The organism is Halomonas sp. BC2 (genome assembly GCF_002078115.1).
Taxonomy (GTDB): Bacteria; Pseudomonadota; Gammaproteobacteria; order Pseudomonadales; family Halomonadaceae; genus Vreelandella; species Vreelandella stevensii.
This window is the reverse complement of the sequence record NZ_LFGT01000021.1, coordinates 55,994-73,748: the sequence shown is the minus strand read 5'-3', so window position 1 is coordinate 73,748 and position 17,755 is coordinate 55,994. Positions and strand designations below refer to the sequence as shown.

The 17,755-nt window shown below is 58.6% G+C and carries 18 protein-coding genes; 1 reads left to right on the top strand and 17 read right to left on the bottom strand.

Annotated elements, in window-relative coordinates; all coding sequences use genetic code 11:
- Window positions 1-14: 14 nt before the first annotated feature.
- The 17 genes from atpD to argC all read right to left on the bottom strand — a co-directional run bounded on the left by atpD (window position 15) and on the right by argC (window position 15,769).
- Complete coding sequence (gene atpD, locus B7L71_RS13030) at window positions 15-1,394, bottom strand: F0F1 ATP synthase subunit beta (RefSeq protein ID WP_016915577.1); 1,380 nt, start codon at window positions 1,392-1,394, stop codon at window positions 15-17.
- 76 nt (window positions 1,395-1,470) lie between these two features.
- The gene (gene atpG, locus B7L71_RS13025; RefSeq protein WP_081138484.1) at window positions 1,471-2,361 is read right to left on the bottom strand and encodes a F0F1 ATP synthase subunit gamma; all 891 of its coding nucleotides are present in this window, start codon (window positions 2,359-2,361) and stop codon (window positions 1,471-1,473) included.
- Between the two features lie 65 nt (window positions 2,362-2,426).
- A complete protein-coding gene (atpA, locus tag B7L71_RS13020; RefSeq protein ID WP_016915579.1) occupies window positions 2,427-3,971 on the bottom strand; it encodes a F0F1 ATP synthase subunit alpha in 1,545 nt (514 codons plus the stop codon).
- 16 nt (window positions 3,972-3,987) lie between these two features.
- Window positions 3,988-4,524 (bottom strand): F0F1 ATP synthase subunit delta, encoded by a 537-nt coding sequence (locus B7L71_RS13015; protein WP_081138482.1) that lies wholly within the window; start codon window positions 4,522-4,524, stop codon window positions 3,988-3,990.
- An 11-nt stretch (window positions 4,525-4,535) separates the two neighbouring features.
- Window positions 4,536-5,006 (bottom strand): F0F1 ATP synthase subunit B, encoded by a 471-nt coding sequence (locus B7L71_RS13010; RefSeq protein ID WP_016915581.1) that lies wholly within the window; start codon window positions 5,004-5,006, stop codon window positions 4,536-4,538.
- 76 nt (window positions 5,007-5,082) lie between these two features.
- On the bottom strand, window positions 5,083-5,310 hold the full coding sequence (gene atpE / locus B7L71_RS13005) for a F0F1 ATP synthase subunit C (protein ID WP_016915582.1): 228 nt from the start codon (window positions 5,308-5,310) through the stop codon (window positions 5,083-5,085).
- Between the two features lie 71 nt (window positions 5,311-5,381).
- Entirely contained in the window at window positions 5,382-6,209 is an 828-nt protein-coding gene (gene atpB / locus B7L71_RS13000; protein ID WP_016915583.1) for a F0F1 ATP synthase subunit A, read from the bottom strand.
- Window positions 6,210-6,224: 15 nt separating this feature from the next.
- Window positions 6,225-6,686, bottom strand: a complete 462-nt coding sequence (locus B7L71_RS12995) for an ATP synthase subunit I (protein ID WP_081138481.1) — start codon at window positions 6,684-6,686, stop codon at window positions 6,225-6,227.
- A gap of 139 nt (window positions 6,687-6,825) precedes the next feature.
- Window positions 6,826-7,770, bottom strand: coding sequence for a ParB/RepB/Spo0J family partition protein (locus B7L71_RS12990; protein WP_016915585.1), 945 nt, complete (start codon window positions 7,768-7,770; stop codon window positions 6,826-6,828).
- 66 nt (window positions 7,771-7,836) lie between these two features.
- Window positions 7,837-8,604, bottom strand: coding sequence for a ParA family protein (locus B7L71_RS12985; RefSeq protein WP_039179044.1), 768 nt, complete (start codon window positions 8,602-8,604; stop codon window positions 7,837-7,839).
- Window positions 8,604-9,269, bottom strand: a complete 666-nt coding sequence (gene rsmG, locus B7L71_RS12980; RefSeq protein WP_081138479.1) for a 16S rRNA (guanine(527)-N(7))-methyltransferase RsmG — start codon at window positions 9,267-9,269, stop codon at window positions 8,604-8,606. Before rsmG ends, B7L71_RS12985 begins: the two co-directional genes overlap by 1 nt.
- Window positions 9,266-11,170 (bottom strand): tRNA uridine-5-carboxymethylaminomethyl(34) synthesis enzyme MnmG, encoded by a 1,905-nt coding sequence (gene mnmG, locus B7L71_RS12975; RefSeq protein WP_081138478.1) that lies wholly within the window; start codon window positions 11,168-11,170, stop codon window positions 9,266-9,268. The genes rsmG and mnmG overlap by 4 nt, the downstream gene beginning before the upstream one ends.
- Before the next feature lie 542 nt (window positions 11,171-11,712).
- Window positions 11,713-12,471: an amino acid ABC transporter ATP-binding protein gene (locus tag B7L71_RS12970; RefSeq protein ID WP_016915589.1), complete on the bottom strand. Its 759-nt coding sequence runs from the start codon at window positions 12,469-12,471 to the stop codon at window positions 11,713-11,715.
- A 10-nt stretch (window positions 12,472-12,481) separates the two neighbouring features.
- Entirely contained in the window at window positions 12,482-13,153 is a 672-nt protein-coding gene (locus B7L71_RS12965; protein ID WP_016915590.1) for an amino acid ABC transporter permease, read from the bottom strand.
- Between the two features lie 98 nt (window positions 13,154-13,251).
- Window positions 13,252-14,019: a transporter substrate-binding domain-containing protein gene (locus B7L71_RS12960; RefSeq protein ID WP_052196408.1), complete on the bottom strand. Its 768-nt coding sequence runs from the start codon at window positions 14,017-14,019 to the stop codon at window positions 13,252-13,254.
- A 149-nt stretch (window positions 14,020-14,168) separates the two neighbouring features.
- Complete coding sequence (gene erpA, locus B7L71_RS12955; protein WP_026001913.1) at window positions 14,169-14,522, bottom strand: iron-sulfur cluster insertion protein ErpA; 354 nt, start codon at window positions 14,520-14,522, stop codon at window positions 14,169-14,171.
- 212 nt (window positions 14,523-14,734) lie between these two features.
- Complete coding sequence (gene argC, locus B7L71_RS12950; protein WP_081138476.1) at window positions 14,735-15,769, bottom strand: N-acetyl-gamma-glutamyl-phosphate reductase; 1,035 nt, start codon at window positions 15,767-15,769, stop codon at window positions 14,735-14,737.
- Between the two features lie 163 nt (window positions 15,770-15,932).
- Here argC and B7L71_RS12945 point away from each other — a divergent pair, with 163 nt between their 5' ends.
- Complete coding sequence (locus B7L71_RS12945) at window positions 15,933-17,738, top strand: chloride channel protein (protein WP_081138474.1); 1,806 nt, start codon at window positions 15,933-15,935, stop codon at window positions 17,736-17,738.
- Window positions 17,739-17,755 lie beyond the last annotated feature (17 nt).

The window sequence follows — 17,755 nt, the reverse complement described above, 5'->3', positions numbered from 1 at the left end:
CCTAATGGACGGGATTACTTCTTCATCTGGTTGGCTTTGTCGACAGCTTCGTCGATGGAGCCGACCATGTAGAAGGCCTGTTCCGGCAGATCGTCATACTCGCCAGCCAGAATGCCCTGGAAGCCACGGATGGTGTCTTTCAGAGAAACATACTTGCCGGGTGAGCCTGTGAATACCTCAGCCACGAAGAACGGCTGAGACAGGAAGCGCTGGATCTTACGCGCACGAGATACGGCCAGCTTGTCTTCGTCAGACAGCTCGTCCATACCCAGGATCGCGATGATGTCCTTCAGTTCCTTGTAACGCTGCAGAACGTTCTGCACGCCACGCGCCACTTCGTAGTGCTCTTCACCGACGACCAGCGGGTCCAGCTGACGTGACGTGGAGTCCAGCGGATCGATGGCGGGGTAGATACCCAGCTCAGCGATGGAACGCGCCAGTACCACGGTAGCGTCAAGGTGGGAGAAGGTGGTCGCCGGAGACGGGTCAGTCAAGTCATCCGCAGGAACGTAAACGGCCTGCACCGACGTGATAGAGCCTGTCTTGGTGGAAGTGATACGCTCCTGAAGAACGCCCATCTCTTCCGCCAGCGTCGGCTGGTAACCTACCGCTGAAGGCATACGGCCCAGCAGTGCAGATACTTCGGTACCGGCCAGGGTGTAACGATAAATGTTGTCGACGAACAGCAGAACGTCACGGCCTTCATCACGGAATTTCTCAGCGATGGTCAGGCCGGTCAGCGCTACGCGCAGACGGTTGCCGGGCGGCTCGTTCATCTGACCATAGACCAGCGCTACCTTGTCGATAACGTTGGATTCGGTCATTTCATGATAGAAGTCGTTACCCTCACGAGTACGCTCACCCACACCTGCGAATACAGAGTAGCCGCTGTGTTCGGTGGCGATGTTGCGGATAAGCTCCATCATGTTGACGGTTTTACCGACACCCGCGCCGCCGAACAGACCAACCTTACCGCCTTTCGCGAAGGGGCATACCAGGTCGATGACCTTGATACCGGTCTCGAGCAGCTCGTTGGAAGCTGCCTGGTCGGCATAGCTGGGGGCTTTACGGTGGATCGGCATGCGCTCTTGCTCGCCAATCGGGCCCGCTTCATCGATCGGCTCACCGAGCACGTTCATGATGCGGCCCAGCGTTTCCTTACCCACCGGTACGGAAATCGCGGCACCTGTGTTGACCACGTCCAGGCCACGCTTCAGACCCTCGGTGGAGCCCATGGCAATGGCGCGTACTACGCCGTCGCCCAGCTGCTGCTGGACTTCGAGGATGGTCTCAACATTGGAGACCTTCAGCGCGTCGTAGACCTTGGGCACAGAGTCCCGCGGAAACTCTACGTCAATCACCGCGCCGATGATTTGTACGATACGTCCGCTCATCTTGGTTCCTCTCAAAAACCTGCAAATGAAACCTGTCTGCCGGGAATGACCTGTCAGTCAGACCACTCCCTCGGCGTTAAACGGCAGAAGCGCCGCCGACGATCTCGGAAATTTCCTGGGTGATGGCGGCCTGACGGGCCTTGTTGTAAACCATCTCCAGATCGTCAATCAGGTTGCCCGCGTTATCAGTGGCACTCTTCATAGCGATCATACGGGCGGCCTGTTCGCACGCACCGTTTTCGACTACCGCCTGATACACCTGCGATTCGATGAATCGAACCAACAGGCTGTCCAGCAACGCCTTGGCATCCGGTTCATACAGGTAGTCCCAGCTTCCGGGACGGGCGTTTTCTTCGTCATGCTTCTCTTCGCTGCCCATGTCAGTGGACAGCGGAAGGATCTGATGCACGACCGGGCGCTGCGTCATGGTGTTCACGAACTCGTTGTACACCACGTACAGGCGATCCAGCCGACCTTCATCGTACGCTTCCAGCATGACCTTCACACTACCGATCAGACCCTCGACGGTCGGTGCTTCACCTAATCCGCTCTTGGCAGCAACCAGGTTGCCACCATAATTGCGGAAGAAGGCACCGGCCTTGGAGCCAAGGGCACAGAAGTCCAGCTCAGCGCCTTGCTGTTTCCAGGCCATCGCATCTTTCAGAACGGCCTTGAACAGGTTGACGTTCAAGCCGCCACACAGGCCGCGGTCTGTCGACACCACGATATAACCCACGCGGTTGACAGGGCGCTCGACCATGTAGCGGTGCTTGTCTTCCTGCTCTACGTCTGCATCCGCAATATGGGCTACCACATTACGGATCTGCTTGGCGTAGGGCTGACTGGACTTCATCAGATCTTGCGCTTTACGCATTTTCGATGCAGCCACCATTTCCATGGCGCTGGTGATCTTCTGCGTATTTTTGATGCTCCCGATCTGGGTGCGTATCTCTTTTGCAGCTGCCATAGCGATCTACCCTTCGTTCGTGGCTCTCAGAAAGCATGCAAGCCCGCCCGCAGGCGGGCCAGACATTACCAGCTCTGAGTCGCCTTGAACTTCTCGAGACCCGACTTCAAACCGTCCTGAATCTCGCCGTTGTAGTCGCCGGTCTGGTTGATCTTGTCGAGCAGCTCGCCGTGCTCGGACTTCATGTAGTCGTGCAGGGCACGTTCGAAGTCCAGCACTTTCTCGACGCCCACGTCATCCAGGTGACCTTCGTTGGCTGCGTACAGAGACAGCGCCATTTCCGCCACGGACATCGGCGAATACTGCTTCTGCTTCATCAGCTCGGTGACACGCTGACCGTGCTCGAGCTGCTTACGCGTGGCTTCATCCAGGTCAGAGGCAAACTGCGAGAACGCCGCCAGTTCGCGGTACTGAGCCAGCGCCAGACGCACACCACCACCCAGCTTCTTGATGATCTTGGTCTGTGCGGCACCACCAACACGAGAGACCGACAAGCCTGCGTTGATCGCCGGACGGATACCGGAGTTGAACAGGTTGGTTTCCAGGAAGATCTGACCATCGGTGATGGAGATAACGTTGGTCGGAACGAAGGCTGATACGTCACCGCCCTGGGTTTCGATGATCGGCAGCGCGGTCAAGGAACCGGTCTTGCCTTTCACTTCGCCGTTGGTGAACTTCTCGACGTAGTCGACGTTGACGCGCGCGGCGCGCTCCAGCAGACGGGAGTGGAGATAGAACACGTCACCCGGGTAAGCTTCGCGGCCCGGCGGACGACGCAGCAGCAGCGATACCTGACGGTAGGCAACGGCCTGCTTGGAGAGATCGTCATACACGATCAGCGCGTCTTCGCCACGGTCACGGAAGTACTCGCCCATGGTGCAGCCAGAGTAGGCCGCCAGGAACTGCATGGGTGCCGGGTCGGCAGCGCCAGCCGCCACCACGATGGTGTGCTCCATCGCGCCGTGCTCTTCGAGCTTGCGCACCACGTTGGCAATGGTCGACTGCTTCTGACCGATGGCCACGTAGACACAGGTCACGCCCTTGCCTTTCTGGTTGATGATCGCATCGATGGCAATGGCGGATTTACCGATCTGACGGTCGCCGATGATCAGCTCACGCTGACCACGACCGATCGGCACCATGGCGTCGATGGACTTCAGACCCGTCTGGATGGGCTCGTCAACGGACTGACGAGTGATAACGCCAGGCGCTACCTTTTCTACCGCGTCGGTCAGCTTGGCATTGATGTCGCCCTTGCCGTCGATGGGGTTACCCAGCGCGTCGACAACGCGACCCACCAGCTCGGGGCCTACCGGAACTTCAAGAATACGACCGGTACACTGAGCGGTCATGCCTTCTTCAAGCTGCAGGTAGTCACCCAGGACAACGGCACCCACGGAGTCACGCTCCAGGTTGAGTACCATGCCGAAGATGCTGTTGGGGAATTCAATCATTTCACCGAACATCGCGTCTTCGAGGCCGTGAATTTTCACGATACCGTCGGAAACGCTGACGATGGTGCCCTGATTACGGGCTTCGGATGCGACGTCAAGCTTCTCAATTCGCTGCTTGATGATGTCGCTGATCTCGGAAGGATTCAGTTGCTGCATGCCATGTCCCTCAGACTCAAGCGGTCAGCGCTTCGGAAAGACGGTTCAATCGACCACGCACCGAACCGTCAATGACGGTATCACCGGCACGCAGGATGACACCGCCAATGAGCGACTTGTCGACCTGAGTAGTAATGGAGATTTCGCGATTCAGACGTTTCTTGAGCGCGTTTGCCAGCTTGGTCTGCTGCTTGCTATCCAGCTTGTAGGCTGAAACCACAGTGACGTCGATACGCTTTTCATGTTCTGCGCGAAGGTGTTCAAACTGTTCAGCGATTGCACTCAACGCCATCAACCGACGCTGGTCGGCCAGGGTGGTGAGAAACCGCTGGAAAGCGTCATCGGCACCGTCGCCCAGCATGTCAGCCAGCAACGCCACTTTCTGTTCGCTACCCAGTTTGGGACTACCTAACAGGTTGGCGACCTGATGATCCTTGACAACGAGACCTGCCATTGCCAGTGACTGAGACCAGGTATCCAGTGCCTGATGATCGCGCGCGTATTCAAACGCCGCTTTGGCGTAAGGACGAGCGACGGTCGTTTGTTCCGCCATGGATCACCTCCTTACAGTTCAGCGGCAAGCTTATCAAGCAAGTCGCGGTGCGCTTTCTCGTCAACAGAGGCTTCAAGAACACGCTCGGCGCCTATGATCGCAAGGTGAGAAACCTGCGCACGCAACTCGTCTTTCGCGCGATTGATTTCTTGCTCAATTTCAGCCCGAGCACTGGCCACCAGACGCTCGCCTTCGGCACGTGCTTGTTCACGTGCTTCTTCGATCATCTGCGCAGAGCGCTTGTTCGCTTGCTCGAGGATTTGAGATGCCTGCTCCTTGCTTTCACGCAGTGTCTGCTCGGCACGCTCTTGAGCGAGCTCAAGGTCACGCGTTGCACGGCTGGCTGCGTCCAAGCCATCAGCAATCTTTTTCTGACGCTCGTGAAGCGCGTTGCTGATCGGAGGCCACACATACTTTATGCAAAACCAGACAAAGATCGCGAAGGCGATCGTTTGCCCGATAAGCGTCATGTTGATATTCACAGGGATGTACCTCTGACAAATTCGTGGCGACCGGTGTGAAACAAAACCGAGCGGTTGCCCGCTCGGTCAAGCTGCATTAACCGGCAACAACGAAGATCAGGTACATCGCGATACCAACACCGATCATCGGTACGGCGTCAAGCAGACCGGCCATGATGAAGGTACGAGTTTGCAGCTGGTCGCTCAGCTCAGGCTGACGAGCGGTGTTGTCCAGCAGCTTGCCACCCAGCATGGCGAAACCAAAGCCAGTGGTCAGGGCGCTAACACTGATGATGATGGCGGCAGCAATGTAGACGATTTCCATGATGAAGCTCCTGATAGTGCGTTAATTTCAAGGGTTTAGGTTAAGGGTTTAATGCAAAGCGTTGCTCGGGTTCAGTGATGCTCGTGCGCGGCGCTCAAGTAAACGATAGACAGTGTCGTAAAGATGAAGGCCTGCAGCGAAACCACCAGAATATGGAAGATGGCCCACGGCACATCCAGCATCCAGATCGCCCAGAACGGTAGCAGGGCAATCAGGATAAAGATAACTTCACCGGCAAACATGGCGCCGAACAGACGGAAACCAAGGCTGATCGGTTTGACCAGCAGGCCGACGATTTCGAGAATCAGGTTGAACGGTGCCAACAGCCAGGTATTGAACGGCGTCAGCGCCAGCTCCTTACCGAACCCAGCAACACCTTTCACCTTGCAGCTGTAGTAGATGATCATCAGGAAGACGCCGATGGCCATACCCAGCGTGGCGTTGATGTCGGTGGTGGGAACGATTTTCATGTAGCCCACACCCAGCTTGCCGAACAGCTCCGGGAAGTAGTCCAGCGGGATCAGCTTGAGGCTGTTCATCAGCAGAATCCACATGAACAGCGTCAAGGCGATCGGGCCGATGTTCTTGTTGTTGCCGTGGAAGGTAGAGCGAGTCAGGTTATCGATGAACTCGATGACCATTTCAACGGCATTCTGCAGACCGCCCGGAACACCGGTGGTCGCTGCCTTGCCCGCTTTATGGAACAGCCACAGGAACAGAGCACCCATGCCGATGGACCAACCCATCGTGTCCAGGTGAATGGCCCAAAAACCCATTTCGGTCGCTTCGGCAGAGGTGGACGCAAGCGACCAACCATTTTCCGGGTGCTTTCCGAACGTCAGGTTCTGGAGGTGGTGCTGTATGTAATAGATGGCCGATATTTCGTTATCCGCTGCCATACTGCTTCCTCAAGTTTAAGGGGTTGACCGCTCACGCACGAGCCAGGGGGCTAGCCAGTGCATCAGTTGGGCCACCACATAGGCGACAAAGAAAAAAGCTGGGTTTGAAGGGGGCGCTATCGTCAGCACTATGGCGAATAACGCCACCGTCAAACCAAACTTGCCTGCTGCAGCCTGGTACAAGTTGAGCACATTACGCTGTGGTTGGCGGTTACGCTGCTGCCTTTGACCACGCCACACAAAATAGATGGTCGGTAGAAGGCTAATCAGCCCCCCCGACAAGGCAGACCCTGCTGCCTCGATGCCGACCATGACGCTTGCCAACATGGCCACCAGCAAGATCACCACCAGCTGAGCAAGAAACAGCCGCCGAAAATCCAATAGACGCCGACGGACAGGCGCTGCACTTTTCACTTTGACCACGACTCCGTGCAGGCTGGGCTGCTGCTCAATGGGGTAACGAGTACGCCCGTTCATCCAAGCAAGCTTTTGACAAACACGGCGGATTATAGGGAAGCGCTATCACACCTTCAACCGAAGTTGCACGGATTTCGCACGTTTTGGCGTTTACTTGCGACCAAAGGGTTAAAAAAAGGCCGCTTATTTCATTAGCCTGCTACTTTATGTGCGCAAGAATGCCATCCAGCTCTTCAAGGCTTGTATAACGTATGGTGACTTTGCCTTTGCCCTTTTGACCGTGGTCGATGGAGACAGGCGCGCCCAGCAGCTCGCCCAGGTGCGTTTCGAGGCGCGCCACATCGGCGGTCTTGGCCACTTTTTTGGCCGATGCTACCGGTGACTGCTGAGTGTCGTGCACCTTCTTGACCAGCGCCTCGGTGTCTCTCACCGTCAGGTCCTTGTTGACCACTTCATGGGCCACCTGGCGTTGCTGAGCGCTGTTCAACGACAGCAGGGCACGAGCATGCCCCATATCCAGATCGCCACGCTCCAGCAGGGTCTGCACTTCCGGGTCCAGAGCCAACAAGCGCAGCAGGTTGGCCACCTGCGTGCGGGATTTGCCCACGGCATCGGCCACCTGCTGCTGGGTAAGCTCGAACTCTTCTGCCAGGCGTTTTAACGCCAGCGCTTCTTCGATGGCATTGAGGTTTTCACGCTGAATGTTCTCGATCAGCGCCAGCGCCAGCGCCACGTCGTCACTGACATGGCGAATGACCGCCGGAATGACATCCAGCTCGGCCAGTTGGGCAGCGCGCCAGCGCCGTTCACCGGCAATGATTTCATAGCGGTCCGGGCCAATCGGGCGAACGACGATCGGCTGCATGACCCCCTGGGCACGAATGGAGTCGGCCAGCTCCTCCAGTGCCTCGGGCTGAATGTCGCGGCGAGGCTGGTACTTGCCCCGCGTCAGCTGCCCCAGCGGCAGCCGCTCCAGGCGTTCGGCATGGGCATCGTCCTGCGTTACCTCGGCGGCGGAGCCTTCCGGCAGCAGCGCCTCTGTGCCTTGCGAGGCGCTGTTGGTCAGGTCCAAACTGTCACGACGACGGGCGCCCGCACCAATCAGGGCATCCAGGCCACGTCCTAGCGCGCGTTTACGCGTCATTCGCTTTCCCTCGTTGAACGTTACGTACTTCGAACCTTACAGCGACAGCCGCCGTAACGACAGGCGTTACAGTGACAACCGTCGAATCATCTCTTTGGCCAGCACGCGGTAGGCCTGGCTGCCCCGCGAAAAACGGGCGTACTGGGTCACGGGAAGGCCATGGCTTGGCGCTTCTGCCACTTTCACGTTGCGCGGAATGGTGGTTTTCAGCAGCGCATCGCCGAAAAAGTCGCGTAGCTGCTTGTCCACTTCCCGCGTGAGGCTGGTGCGCTTGTCGTACATGGTGCGCAGGATACCGGAGACGGCAAGCTCGGGATTCACGCTCTGCTTGATCTGTTCCACGGTATCCAGCAGCGCCGAGAGTCCTTCCAGCGCGTAAAATTCACACTGCAGCGGGATCAGTACGCCGTGGGCTGCAGTAAGCGCATTCACCGTGAGCATGTTCAGCGACGGCGGACAGTCGATCAGCACCACATCGTATTCGTCGGCCACGCTGGCCAGCGCCTGAGAAAGGCGACTCTGCCGCTGCTCGGCGTCCAGCAGCTCGACTTCCGCCGCCGTCAAATCGCCATTGCCCGGCAAGACATCGTAACGAACCGACAAACCGCGCACGATGGCGTCGCTGGCCGAGGTTTCCCCCAGCAGCACGTCCAGCACGCTCTTTTCCAGATCGTACTTGTCGATCCCACTGCCCATGCTGGCATGCCCTTGGGGGTCGAGATCGACCAACAGTACGCGCCGGTCCAGGGCGGCCAGGCTGGCGGCCAGATTGACGGCTGAAGTGGTCTTGCCCACGCCGCCTTTTTGGTTGGTCAGGGCAATGATCTGGCTCACTACTCAACTCCTTTTGGGGTCAGGATCAACAGCTGCCGCTCGGCCGTCTCGAAGGGTACATTCAACAGGTGCCGAGCGTTCAGTTCAACACCTGCTGGCAGGTCGCGCAGCTCGTCATCGGCACCGGGGCCCTTCATGGCCAGCCACTGGCCGTCGGCGGTCGGTAGCGGGCGCGTCAAGGTCACGAAGTCCACCAAGCTGGCGAAGGCCCGCGAGATCACCTGATCGAAGTGCTGGCCCGCAAACTGTTCGACTCTTGCCTGAGTGGGCGTCACGTTGCTCAGCGCCAGCTCCATGACGGCCTGCCGCTGGAAGCGAACCTTCTTGCCGTTGCTGTCCAGCAGCGTCACCTGAAGCTCGGGCTTCAAAATCGCCAGCACCAGCCCAGGCAAGCCTGGCCCGGCGCCTACGTCCAGAAGTCGGGGCCCCCGTATGAAGGGCGCCACCGCCGCGCTGTCCAGCACGTGGCGAGACACCATTTCATCAACGTCGCGTACGGCGGTGAGGTTATAAGCCCGGTTCCACTTGTGCAATAGCGCCAGCAGCCCCAGCAGCTGCTCACGCTGGATGGGCGTAATGGCGATATCCAGTTGGGACAGCCCTTGCTCCAGTCTGGGGGCCACGCTAGCGGGCAGACTTTCAATCAGCGGCGGCAAGAAACTCATCCGTTGGCGACCTCGGTATGGCTGATCAGGCGGCGCTTTTTCAGGTGAATCAGCAGTATCGAGACGGCAGCAGGCGTCACTCCAGAGATACGGGCAGCCTGGGCAAGGGTTTCCGGCCGCGCGGCGCTGAGCTTCTGGCGAATCTCGTGGGAAAGCCCCTCCACGTTGTGATAATCCAGCTCAGCGGGGAGCGCAGTGGCTTCGTGGCGCTTGAGCTTATCGATTTCGTCCTGCTGACGATCGATGTACCCCTGATACTTGGCCTGAATCTGCACCTGTTCGGCGACAGCTTCATCCTCCACGCCGCCGCTTTCCATGCCCGGCAGGTCAGCAATATCGGCGTAGGTCAGTTCAGGGCGCTTCAGCAAATCGCTCAGGCAGTACTCCCGCGACAGCGGCTTGCCGGTTTTCTCGGCGATGCTGGCGGCAGCCGGGCTGTTGGGATGTACCCAAGCGCTGGACAAGCGCGTGGCTTCACGCTCGATGGCCTCACGTTTCTGGCTGAAAGCCGCCCAGCGGGTGTCATCGACCAACCCCAGCTGGCGGCCCTGCTCGGTCAGGCGGAGGTCGGCATTGTCTTCACGCAGCAGCAGCCGATACTCGGCGCGCGACGTGAACATGCGATAGGGTTCCTTGGTGCCCATGGTGATCAGGTCATCCACCAGAACGCCTAGATACGCCTCGTCACGACGTGGGTACCACGCCTCCAGCTGCTTGGCTCGCCGTGCCGCGTTGAGCCCCGCCAGCAACCCTTGAGCACCCGCTTCTTCGTAGCCAGTGGTGCCGTTGATCTGCCCGGCAAAAAACAGGTTGTGGATAAATTTGGTTTCCAGCGAGTGCTTCAAATCCCGCGGGTCGAAGAAGTCATACTCGATGGCATAACCCGGGCGCGTGATATGGGCGTTTTCCAACCCTTTGATGGAGCGCACGACCTGCAGCTGCACATCGAAGGGCAGTGAGGTGGAGATCCCGTTGGGGTAGAGCTCGTGGGTATCCAGACCTTCCGGTTCGATGAACACCTGATGGCTCGATTTGTCGGCGAAGCGATGCACCTTGTCTTCGATCGACGGGCAGTAGCGGGGGCCGATGCCTTCGATTACCCCAGAGTACATGGGGGAACGATCGAGGTTGTTCAGGATGATCTCGTGGGTGCGCTCGTTGGTGTGCGCAATATGGCAGCTCACCTGCTGAGGATGCATGCCTCGATGCCCCAGATAGGACATGACCGGCGTAGGCGTGTCACCTGGCTGCTCTTCCAGCTGTGAAAAGTCGACGGATTTGGCATCGATACGCGGAGGGGTACCGGTCTTCAACCTGTCGACGTGAAAAGGCAGAGCCCGCAGTCGCTCGGCCAGCGCATTGGAAGGCGGGTCGCCTGCGCGGCCACCACGGCTTTGATCCAACCCGATGTGGATAACCCCGCCAAGGAACGTGCCCGTGCTCAGTACCACCGACTCGGCATGAAAACGGATGCCGGTCTCGGTCACGACACCACGTACGGTGTCGCTATCCACAATGAGGTCGCCAGCCGCCTGCTGAAAAATCGTCAGGTTCGGCTGGTTTTCCAGCATGCCGCGAATGGCGGCCTTGTAGCGAATCCTGTCTGCCTGGGCGCGGGTCGCGCGTACGGCAGGCCCCTTACGTGCGTTGAGTACTCGAAACTGGATGCCGCCCAAATCCGTGGCTAGCCCCATGGCACCACCCAACGCATCGATCTCCTTGACCAGATGGCTCTTGCCGATCCCACCAATGGCGGGATTGCAGGACATTTGGCCCAGCGTCTCGATGTTGTGGGTCAGCAATAGGGTTTGACAGCCCATGCGAGCAGAGGCCAATGCGGCTTCGGTTCCCGCATGGCCACCGCCGATGACAATCACGTCAAAGCGGTCGGGGTAGTTCAAGAGACACCTCGTCTTGTGCCCAAGGCACGGATGATGTGGTCAGCGGATCACCGCTGTTTGAATAAGCCCGCCAGTATAAACCTCCTGTGGGTAACCGTCAGGTTTTTCCACACCCCTGCTATCAGCGAGTTTATAGATTAATAACAAAATAAAAATATATAAGAGAAGTTCTGTAAATGTAGTAACTAATGGTGTGGACAAAATCTGTTGATAAATGGTTTTTTCCCATATATATCATGGGTTTGTATTGTTGACCAAGCAGTGGCGAACCGGCGGAGTGCCTGCGTAGAAGCGGTGACAGAGCTGTGGATGAAAAGCTTACTTACCCACAGGCCAGGTTAACGACGGCTTATCCACCGCTGGCTACCGCGCTTGTTACCGCACCTGTGAACAAGTGATCTGGTGACCATCATATGCGTTGAAAGATGCCCATGGCGCGGGTGTTAGCCCGATAGTGGCAGCCGAGAAAAAAATATTATCCACAGGCAAAAAAAAGGCCTGTCGCAAGGACAGGCCTGTCGCGGAGGTACCCTGATGGGCTGCTAGTGCTTCAATACGCGCGCCAAGAAGGACTGGGTGCGTTCATGCTGAGGTGCATCGAACAGCTGTTCCGGTGGCCCTTGCTCGGTGATTTCCCCTTTGTGAATGAAGATGACGCGGTCGGCTACTTCCCGCGCAAAGCCCATTTCATGGGTCACGATGACCATGGTCATGCCTTCCTTGGCCAGCTCACGCATGGCGTCCAGCACTTCACCGATCATCTCCGGGTCTAGCGCCGAGGTGGGCTCGTCGAAGAGCATGAGCCGGGGTTCCATGGCCAGCGCGCGGGCCAGGGCGACCCGCTGCTGCTGCCCTCCAGAGAGCTGGCTGGGGTACTTCTGTGCCTGATCGGCAATGCCGACGCGTTCCAACAGCCGCTGAGCCGTCTCTTCGGCATCCTTACGGCTCCAGCCACGCACTTTCATGGGGGCCAGGGTAATGTTGTCGATGACGCTCAGATGGGGGAAGAGGTTGAACTGCTGGAACACCATGCCGACTTCGGTGCGGATGGTTTGCAGGGCCTTGCTGCTTTTGCCATCGGGCAGCAGCGTATTGCCATCGACATCGAGGCTGCCGGACTGAAACTCTTCCAGCCCGTTGATGCAGCGGATCAGCGTGGATTTACCAGAGCCGCTGGCGCCGATTACGACGACGACTTCCCCAGGGACGATTTCCAGATCGATGTTCTTGAGCACATGCAGGCTGCCAAAGTGCTTGTTGAGCTTCTGCATTTGCACAATGGGCGATGAGGTCGAAGTCATTGTGCGCTCCTTATTGGCCAACGACGCCGCGCCGTTCCAACTGGCGCAGGATGATAGAGAGGGTCCAGGTAATGGCCAGGTACATCAGGGCGACCATGAAATAGACTTCCAGCGCCGTGAAGGTGGTGGCAATGTAGATCTGCCCTTGGCGCACCAGCTCGCCCACCCCGATGACGGAAAACAGCGAGGTGTCCTTGATGCTGATGATGCCCTGGTTGCCCAGCGGAGGGATCATGCGGCGGAAGGCTTGAGGCCAGATGACGTAACGAAACGACTGCGCTCGGGAGAGCCCCAGCGACAGCGATGCTTCGCGTTGCCCGCGTTCGATCGACTGCACGCCTCCACGTACGATTTCGGAGATATAGGCCCCTGAATTGACGGCAATGGCGGCAATGCCGGCCACCAGCGCATTGATGGGGCCACCCAGCAGTTGGGGCAGGCCGTAGAAAATGAACAGCACCTGCACCAGGATGGGCGTACCGCGAAAGACTTCGACATACAGGATAGCTGGCCAGCGTAGCCAGCGCGTGCGGCTGATGCGCAGCAGGCCAAAGAAGATGCCGATGAAAAAGCCAATGGCCAGGCCGCCGAACGAGATCAGCAGTGTCCACGGAATACCGGGTAACAAGTAGGGAATCGAGCGGAAAGCGGCCGCCCAGTCGAATTGAAAAGTGACTTCCACGTGACGTCTCCAGAACAGCACCACACAATGATTCAGGGCCGGGGGCTAGGCCGCCCGGCCCTGTAAACGCGAGATAATGCACTTACCTCAGACAGTGCTTACTCTTCGTCGGAGGACTCACCAAACCACTTCTGGTAAATCTCGTCGTAGGTGCCGTCTTCACGCATGGCCGCGAGTGCTTCATTGGCGGGTTCTACCCACTGGCTACCCTTGTGGAAAACGATGCCGTACTGCTGGCCTTCGTACAGGGGGCCGACGACCTTGGTGCGACCTTCACCGCGTGTTTGCGAGAAGTAGGCAACGTTGGGGGCATCGTAGAACGCGGCATCGACGTTACGCCCCAGCAGGGCCATGTACATGTCGCTATTGCCTGGATAGGGAGTGATATCGGCGTCGTCGCCCAGCTGCTCTTGCAGGAAGTCGTAGCTGGTGGAGCCGATGCGCGTGGCGATGGAGAGCCCGGCCAGGTCTTCGATGGACTCTACGTCATCGTTGTCGGCACGCACGATGATCTGCAGGCCCGAGTCGTAGTAGGGATCAGAGAAGTCGACGATCTGCGCACGCTCTTCGGTGATGGTCACACCGGCAATGGCAATTTCCTGGCTGCCGGTCTGGACGGCCGGAATGATGCCCGCGAACTCCATGGTGGTGAGATTGACTTCGAAGCCAGCCCGTTCGGCGATTTCGTTGATGATGTCCATGTCGAAGCCGATCATTTCACCGGTTTCGGGGTCGAGCATCTCGAAGGGCACAAAGCTTGGGTCAGTCACCACATTGACCGTGGGTGTGTCAGCAAACGCAGTGGTACTGCCCAAGCCCAGTGCAACGGCAGTGGCGATAGCGGAGGTGGTAAAAAAGTGTTTCATTAGTTTCCCCGAGTTTTATGTGGTTTCCGTCACCGTTTATAGCGTGTTTCTTCTTATAAACCGGTCGATGAACCGTTATTGACCTTTTTACCTTGGCGAGAAACCGCCAAGGCGTCAAGTCATGGGGAAGTCGTTGCGACCAACGCTGGTCATACCATGAACGAGGCACCACAGCCGCAGGTGGTGGTGGCATTGGGGTTTTGCACGCGAAAACGCGCCCCTGCCAGGCCCTCTTCGTAGTCCACGGTAGAGCCGACCAGGTATTGGTAGGAGAGCGGGTCTACCACCAGCGTGGCATCTCCAAATTCGATCAGGGTGTCGTCCTCTGCCACGTTGTCGGCAAAGTCAAAACCATACTGAAAGCCGGAACAGCCACCACCGGTGACATAGACACGCAGCTTGAGGGCTGGATTGTGCTCTTCGGCCATGAGTGCCTTGATGCGCTGGCGCGCACTGTCGGACAGCATTAAAGGGGTTGGAACAAAAGCTTCTGCACCGCTCATGGGTACCTCCCGCGAGCTTTAGGAACGAATAGATGGCATGGGGGGATTATGGGTAATTCCCAGCAAAATGGTCAACTATTGCGTTGGTATATCAAGCAGAGGGCAACTCGCCGAGGAGGCGCTGTGAATCCTTCCATGGAAGCTACATTTGCCTTCCTTGGCAAATGACCTCCTCTCTGAGCTGCCCTCTGCATGCTGGTTTTGTGAGGTGTTTAAGGCATCAGAGCGGGGGCGTTGAGGCCCATCTGCTCATCGAAGCCAAACATCAGGTTCAGGTTCTGGATGGCCTGGCCGGAGGCGCCCTTGACCAGGTTGTCGATGACGGAAAGTACCACCACCGTATTGCCGTTGCCCGGACGATGCACGGCGATGCGGCAGGTATTGTTGCCTTTTACGCTGCGGGTTTCCGGGTGGCTGCCGGCGGGCATGACGTCCACGAACGGCTCATTGGCAAAGCGTTTTTCGAACAGCGCCTGCAAGTCGCCTGGCTCGGTGCTGAGGGTGCTGTAGAGCGTGGCGTGGATGCCGCGGATCATGGGTGTCAGGTGGGGGACGAAGGTCAATCCCACGGTGTCTGGCTGCATGTCGCCCAGGCCCTGACGGATTTCCGGCAGATGGCGATGGCCGCCTGCACCGTAGGCTTTCATGGACTCGCTGGCTTCGGCCAGCAGCGAGGCGACCTTGGCACCCCGCCCAGCGCCGGTCACCCCGGACTTGCAGTCGGCAATCAGCTGATTCGGGTCGATCAGGCCCGCTTCCAGCAGCGGCAGGTAACCCAGTTGAACCGCCGTGGGGTAGCAGCCGGGCACCGCGATCAGACGTGCGGTCTTGATCTTTTCACGATGCATTTCCGGCAAACCGTAGACCGCCTCCTTCAACAGTTCAGGGGCGCCATGGGGCTGGTCGTACCAGCGGCTCCACTCGTCGGCATCGCGCAGGCGAAAGTCGGCCGACAGGTCGATGACGCGGGTTCCGTTGGCCAATAGCTCGCCTGCCAGCGCGTGGGCCACGCCATGAGGGGTGGCAAAAAAGACGGCGTCCATGGCCCCCAGGGCCTTGGCATCGGGCTCACTGAAGGTCAGGGTATCGTAGTGGCCTCGCAGGTTGGGGTACATGTCACAGACCTTGACGCCTGCTTCCGAGCGCGACGTTATCGCTTGAACATTTACCTCGGGGTGCTGGGCCAGTAGCCTCAGAAGTTCAACACCGGTGTAGCCAGTGCCGCCTACAATGCCAACGTTTATCACAGATCACTCCTTGCGCCTTCTGCACAGTCCTGGCAGCGGTAATTAGCAGCCTGGCAAGTTTTGCGAGGCTGTTGATGTGTCTCCAGCTATGATACACAAGAGAGCAGGCGCAGAAGAGCACTGCGTGTCGTAGACCCACTCTACCCAACCAAGGACGAGCGTTGTGGCAGGTTTTTCGCGGTCAGATTTCACCTTAGAGGGTTTTCGTCGCCAGCTGGCCAATGTGGATGCCTTGCCGCAACTGTGTGTGCTGGGGCTGGTGTCTGGTGTCATGACCGGGGCCGTCATGGTGGCATTCAGGCTGCTGCTGGAGGCGGGAGCCGCGCTGTACATGCCGGACGGTAACCCGGAAGGCTTCGAAGCGCTGCCCCCGTGGGTCAGAGCGCTGCTGCCCCTGCTGGCCGTGAGCGTCATCGGTGTGCTGCTGTATCGTCAGAAGGCCACCGCACGCAAGCTGGGCGTCGGCCATGTCATCGAGCGCCTGACCTACCATCAGGGCCGTTTTCCACTGCGTAACTGGCTCAACCAGTGGTGGGTCGGGGTGGTATCGGTGTTGGGCGGTCTCTCTGCTGGCCGTGAAGGACCAGCGATTCATCTGGGGGCGGCGGCTTCCAGTGGCCTGGGGGTGCGGCTGCGGCTGCCGCACAACAGCCTGCGTGTGCTGGTGGCCTGTGGAACGGCGGCAGGTATTTCTGCCTCTTTCAATACGCCCATCGCGGGGGTCATCTTTGCCATGGAAGTGGTCATGATGGAGTACACCCTGATGAGCTTCATGCCCGTGATTCTGGCATCTACCATGGGTGCGCTGGTGGCCCAGCTGGCGTATGGCAACGAGCCAGCCTTCCGCATCCCTGAAGTAGCGCTTGGCTCGCTGATGAACCTGCCCTGGATAGTGGTGACGGGGCTGGTGATTGGCCTGATGGCTGGCGTATTCATTCATCTGGCACGCCATGCCTTCCTGCAAGGGCTGCCGTTATGGCTGAGGCTGGGCAGCGTTGGAGTGGCCACGGGAGCACTGGCGTGGTGGTTTCCTGAAATACAGGGCATTGGCTACGATAGCCTGGCCGCGGCGCTGAATAACCAACTGACCGTTAGCGTATTGCTGGCGCTGATGATCGGCAAACTGCTGATCACGGCCCTGACCGTGGCGGGCGGGGTGCCGATCGGTATCATCGGCCCCGTGCTGGTGTCGGGCGCAGCCACCGGCGCACTGGCAGGCATGCTGGGTGGCTGGCTATGGCCCGACAAGGCGGCAGATCCCGGGATTTATGCCATGCTGGGGATGGCCGCCATGATGGGCGCTGTGCTGCAGGCTCCGCTGGCGGCCTTGATGGCACTGCTGGAGTTGACCCACATCCCCCACATGATGTTGCCTGGCATGCTGGCGGTGGTGGTGGCTTGCCTGACCTCGCGACAGTTGACGGGCTGTGAAGGGTTTTTCGTCAGTTCGGTGCGGTATGGCATGCACCCCTTGCAGCAGCCGTTGATGCAGGCACTTTCCAGAGTGTCGGTGCCGGCGGTCATGGAGCGCTCTCTGGTGCGTACCGAGCGCATGATCACCCTCGAGCAGGCCCGCCAGCGGCTGGAGACCAACCCTACCTGGCTGGTGATCGAACGATCCAGCGACGACAAGCCGGTATTGGGCTTGAAAGCGGCAGAGCTGGCCCGTTGGTTGCTGGAGCATGACGAAGCCTTGAAAGAGGGAGCCGCGCAAGAGGAGGAGTTGATCGACCTGCTGGAAATTCCCGGGCAGCGGCTGGAAATGGCCCCCATCGGTTTGCAGGCCACCCTGTCGGAAGCCTTCCTCAAGCTGCAGGACAATACGCTGGATGCGCTCTACGTGATTCATGGCTACCGGCCAAAGCAGCAGCGAATTTCAGGTATCATTACTCGCGGCGCCATCGAGCGCTATTACCACTATACCGATACACGTCATTCTGACCCCCGTGACCCCACTGTTTCGCAATGAGCGCACCTATTAAGGAG

What these genes read in the sequence shown, in the direction of transcription:
- B7L71_RS13015 (WP_081138482.1), bottom strand. Translation starts at nt 4,524, where the DNA reads ATGGCGGAACAAACGACCGTCGCTCGTCCTTACGCCAAAGCGGCGTTT.
- B7L71_RS12990 (WP_016915585.1), bottom strand. Translation starts at nt 7,770, where the DNA reads ATGACGCGTAAACGCGCGCTAGGACGTGGCCTGGATGCCCTGATTGGT.
- atpD (WP_016915577.1), bottom strand. Translation starts at nt 1,394, where the DNA reads ATGAGCGGACGTATCGTACAAATCATCGGCGCGGTGATTGACGTAGAG.
- atpG (WP_081138484.1), bottom strand. Translation starts at nt 2,361, where the DNA reads ATGGCAGCTGCAAAAGAGATACGCACCCAGATCGGGAGCATCAAAAAT.
- B7L71_RS12995 (WP_081138481.1), bottom strand. Translation starts at nt 6,686, where the DNA reads ATGAACGGGCGTACTCGTTACCCCATTGAGCAGCAGCCCAGCCTGCAC.
- B7L71_RS12960 (WP_052196408.1), bottom strand. Translation starts at nt 14,019, where the DNA reads ATGAAACACTTTTTTACCACCTCCGCTATCGCCACTGCCGTTGCACTG.
- erpA (WP_026001913.1), bottom strand. Translation starts at nt 14,522, where the DNA reads ATGAGCGGTGCAGAAGCTTTTGTTCCAACCCCTTTAATGCTGTCCGAC.
- rsmG (WP_081138479.1), bottom strand. Translation starts at nt 9,269, where the DNA reads ATGAGTTTCTTGCCGCCGCTGATTGAAAGTCTGCCCGCTAGCGTGGCC.
- B7L71_RS12970 (WP_016915589.1), bottom strand. Translation starts at nt 12,471, where the DNA reads ATGACTTCGACCTCATCGCCCATTGTGCAAATGCAGAAGCTCAACAAG.
- atpE (WP_016915582.1), bottom strand. Translation starts at nt 5,310, where the DNA reads ATGGAAATCGTCTACATTGCTGCCGCCATCATCATCAGTGTTAGCGCC.
- atpB (WP_016915583.1), bottom strand. Translation starts at nt 6,209, where the DNA reads ATGGCAGCGGATAACGAAATATCGGCCATCTATTACATACAGCACCAC.
- atpA (WP_016915579.1), bottom strand. Translation starts at nt 3,971, where the DNA reads ATGCAGCAACTGAATCCTTCCGAGATCAGCGACATCATCAAGCAGCGA.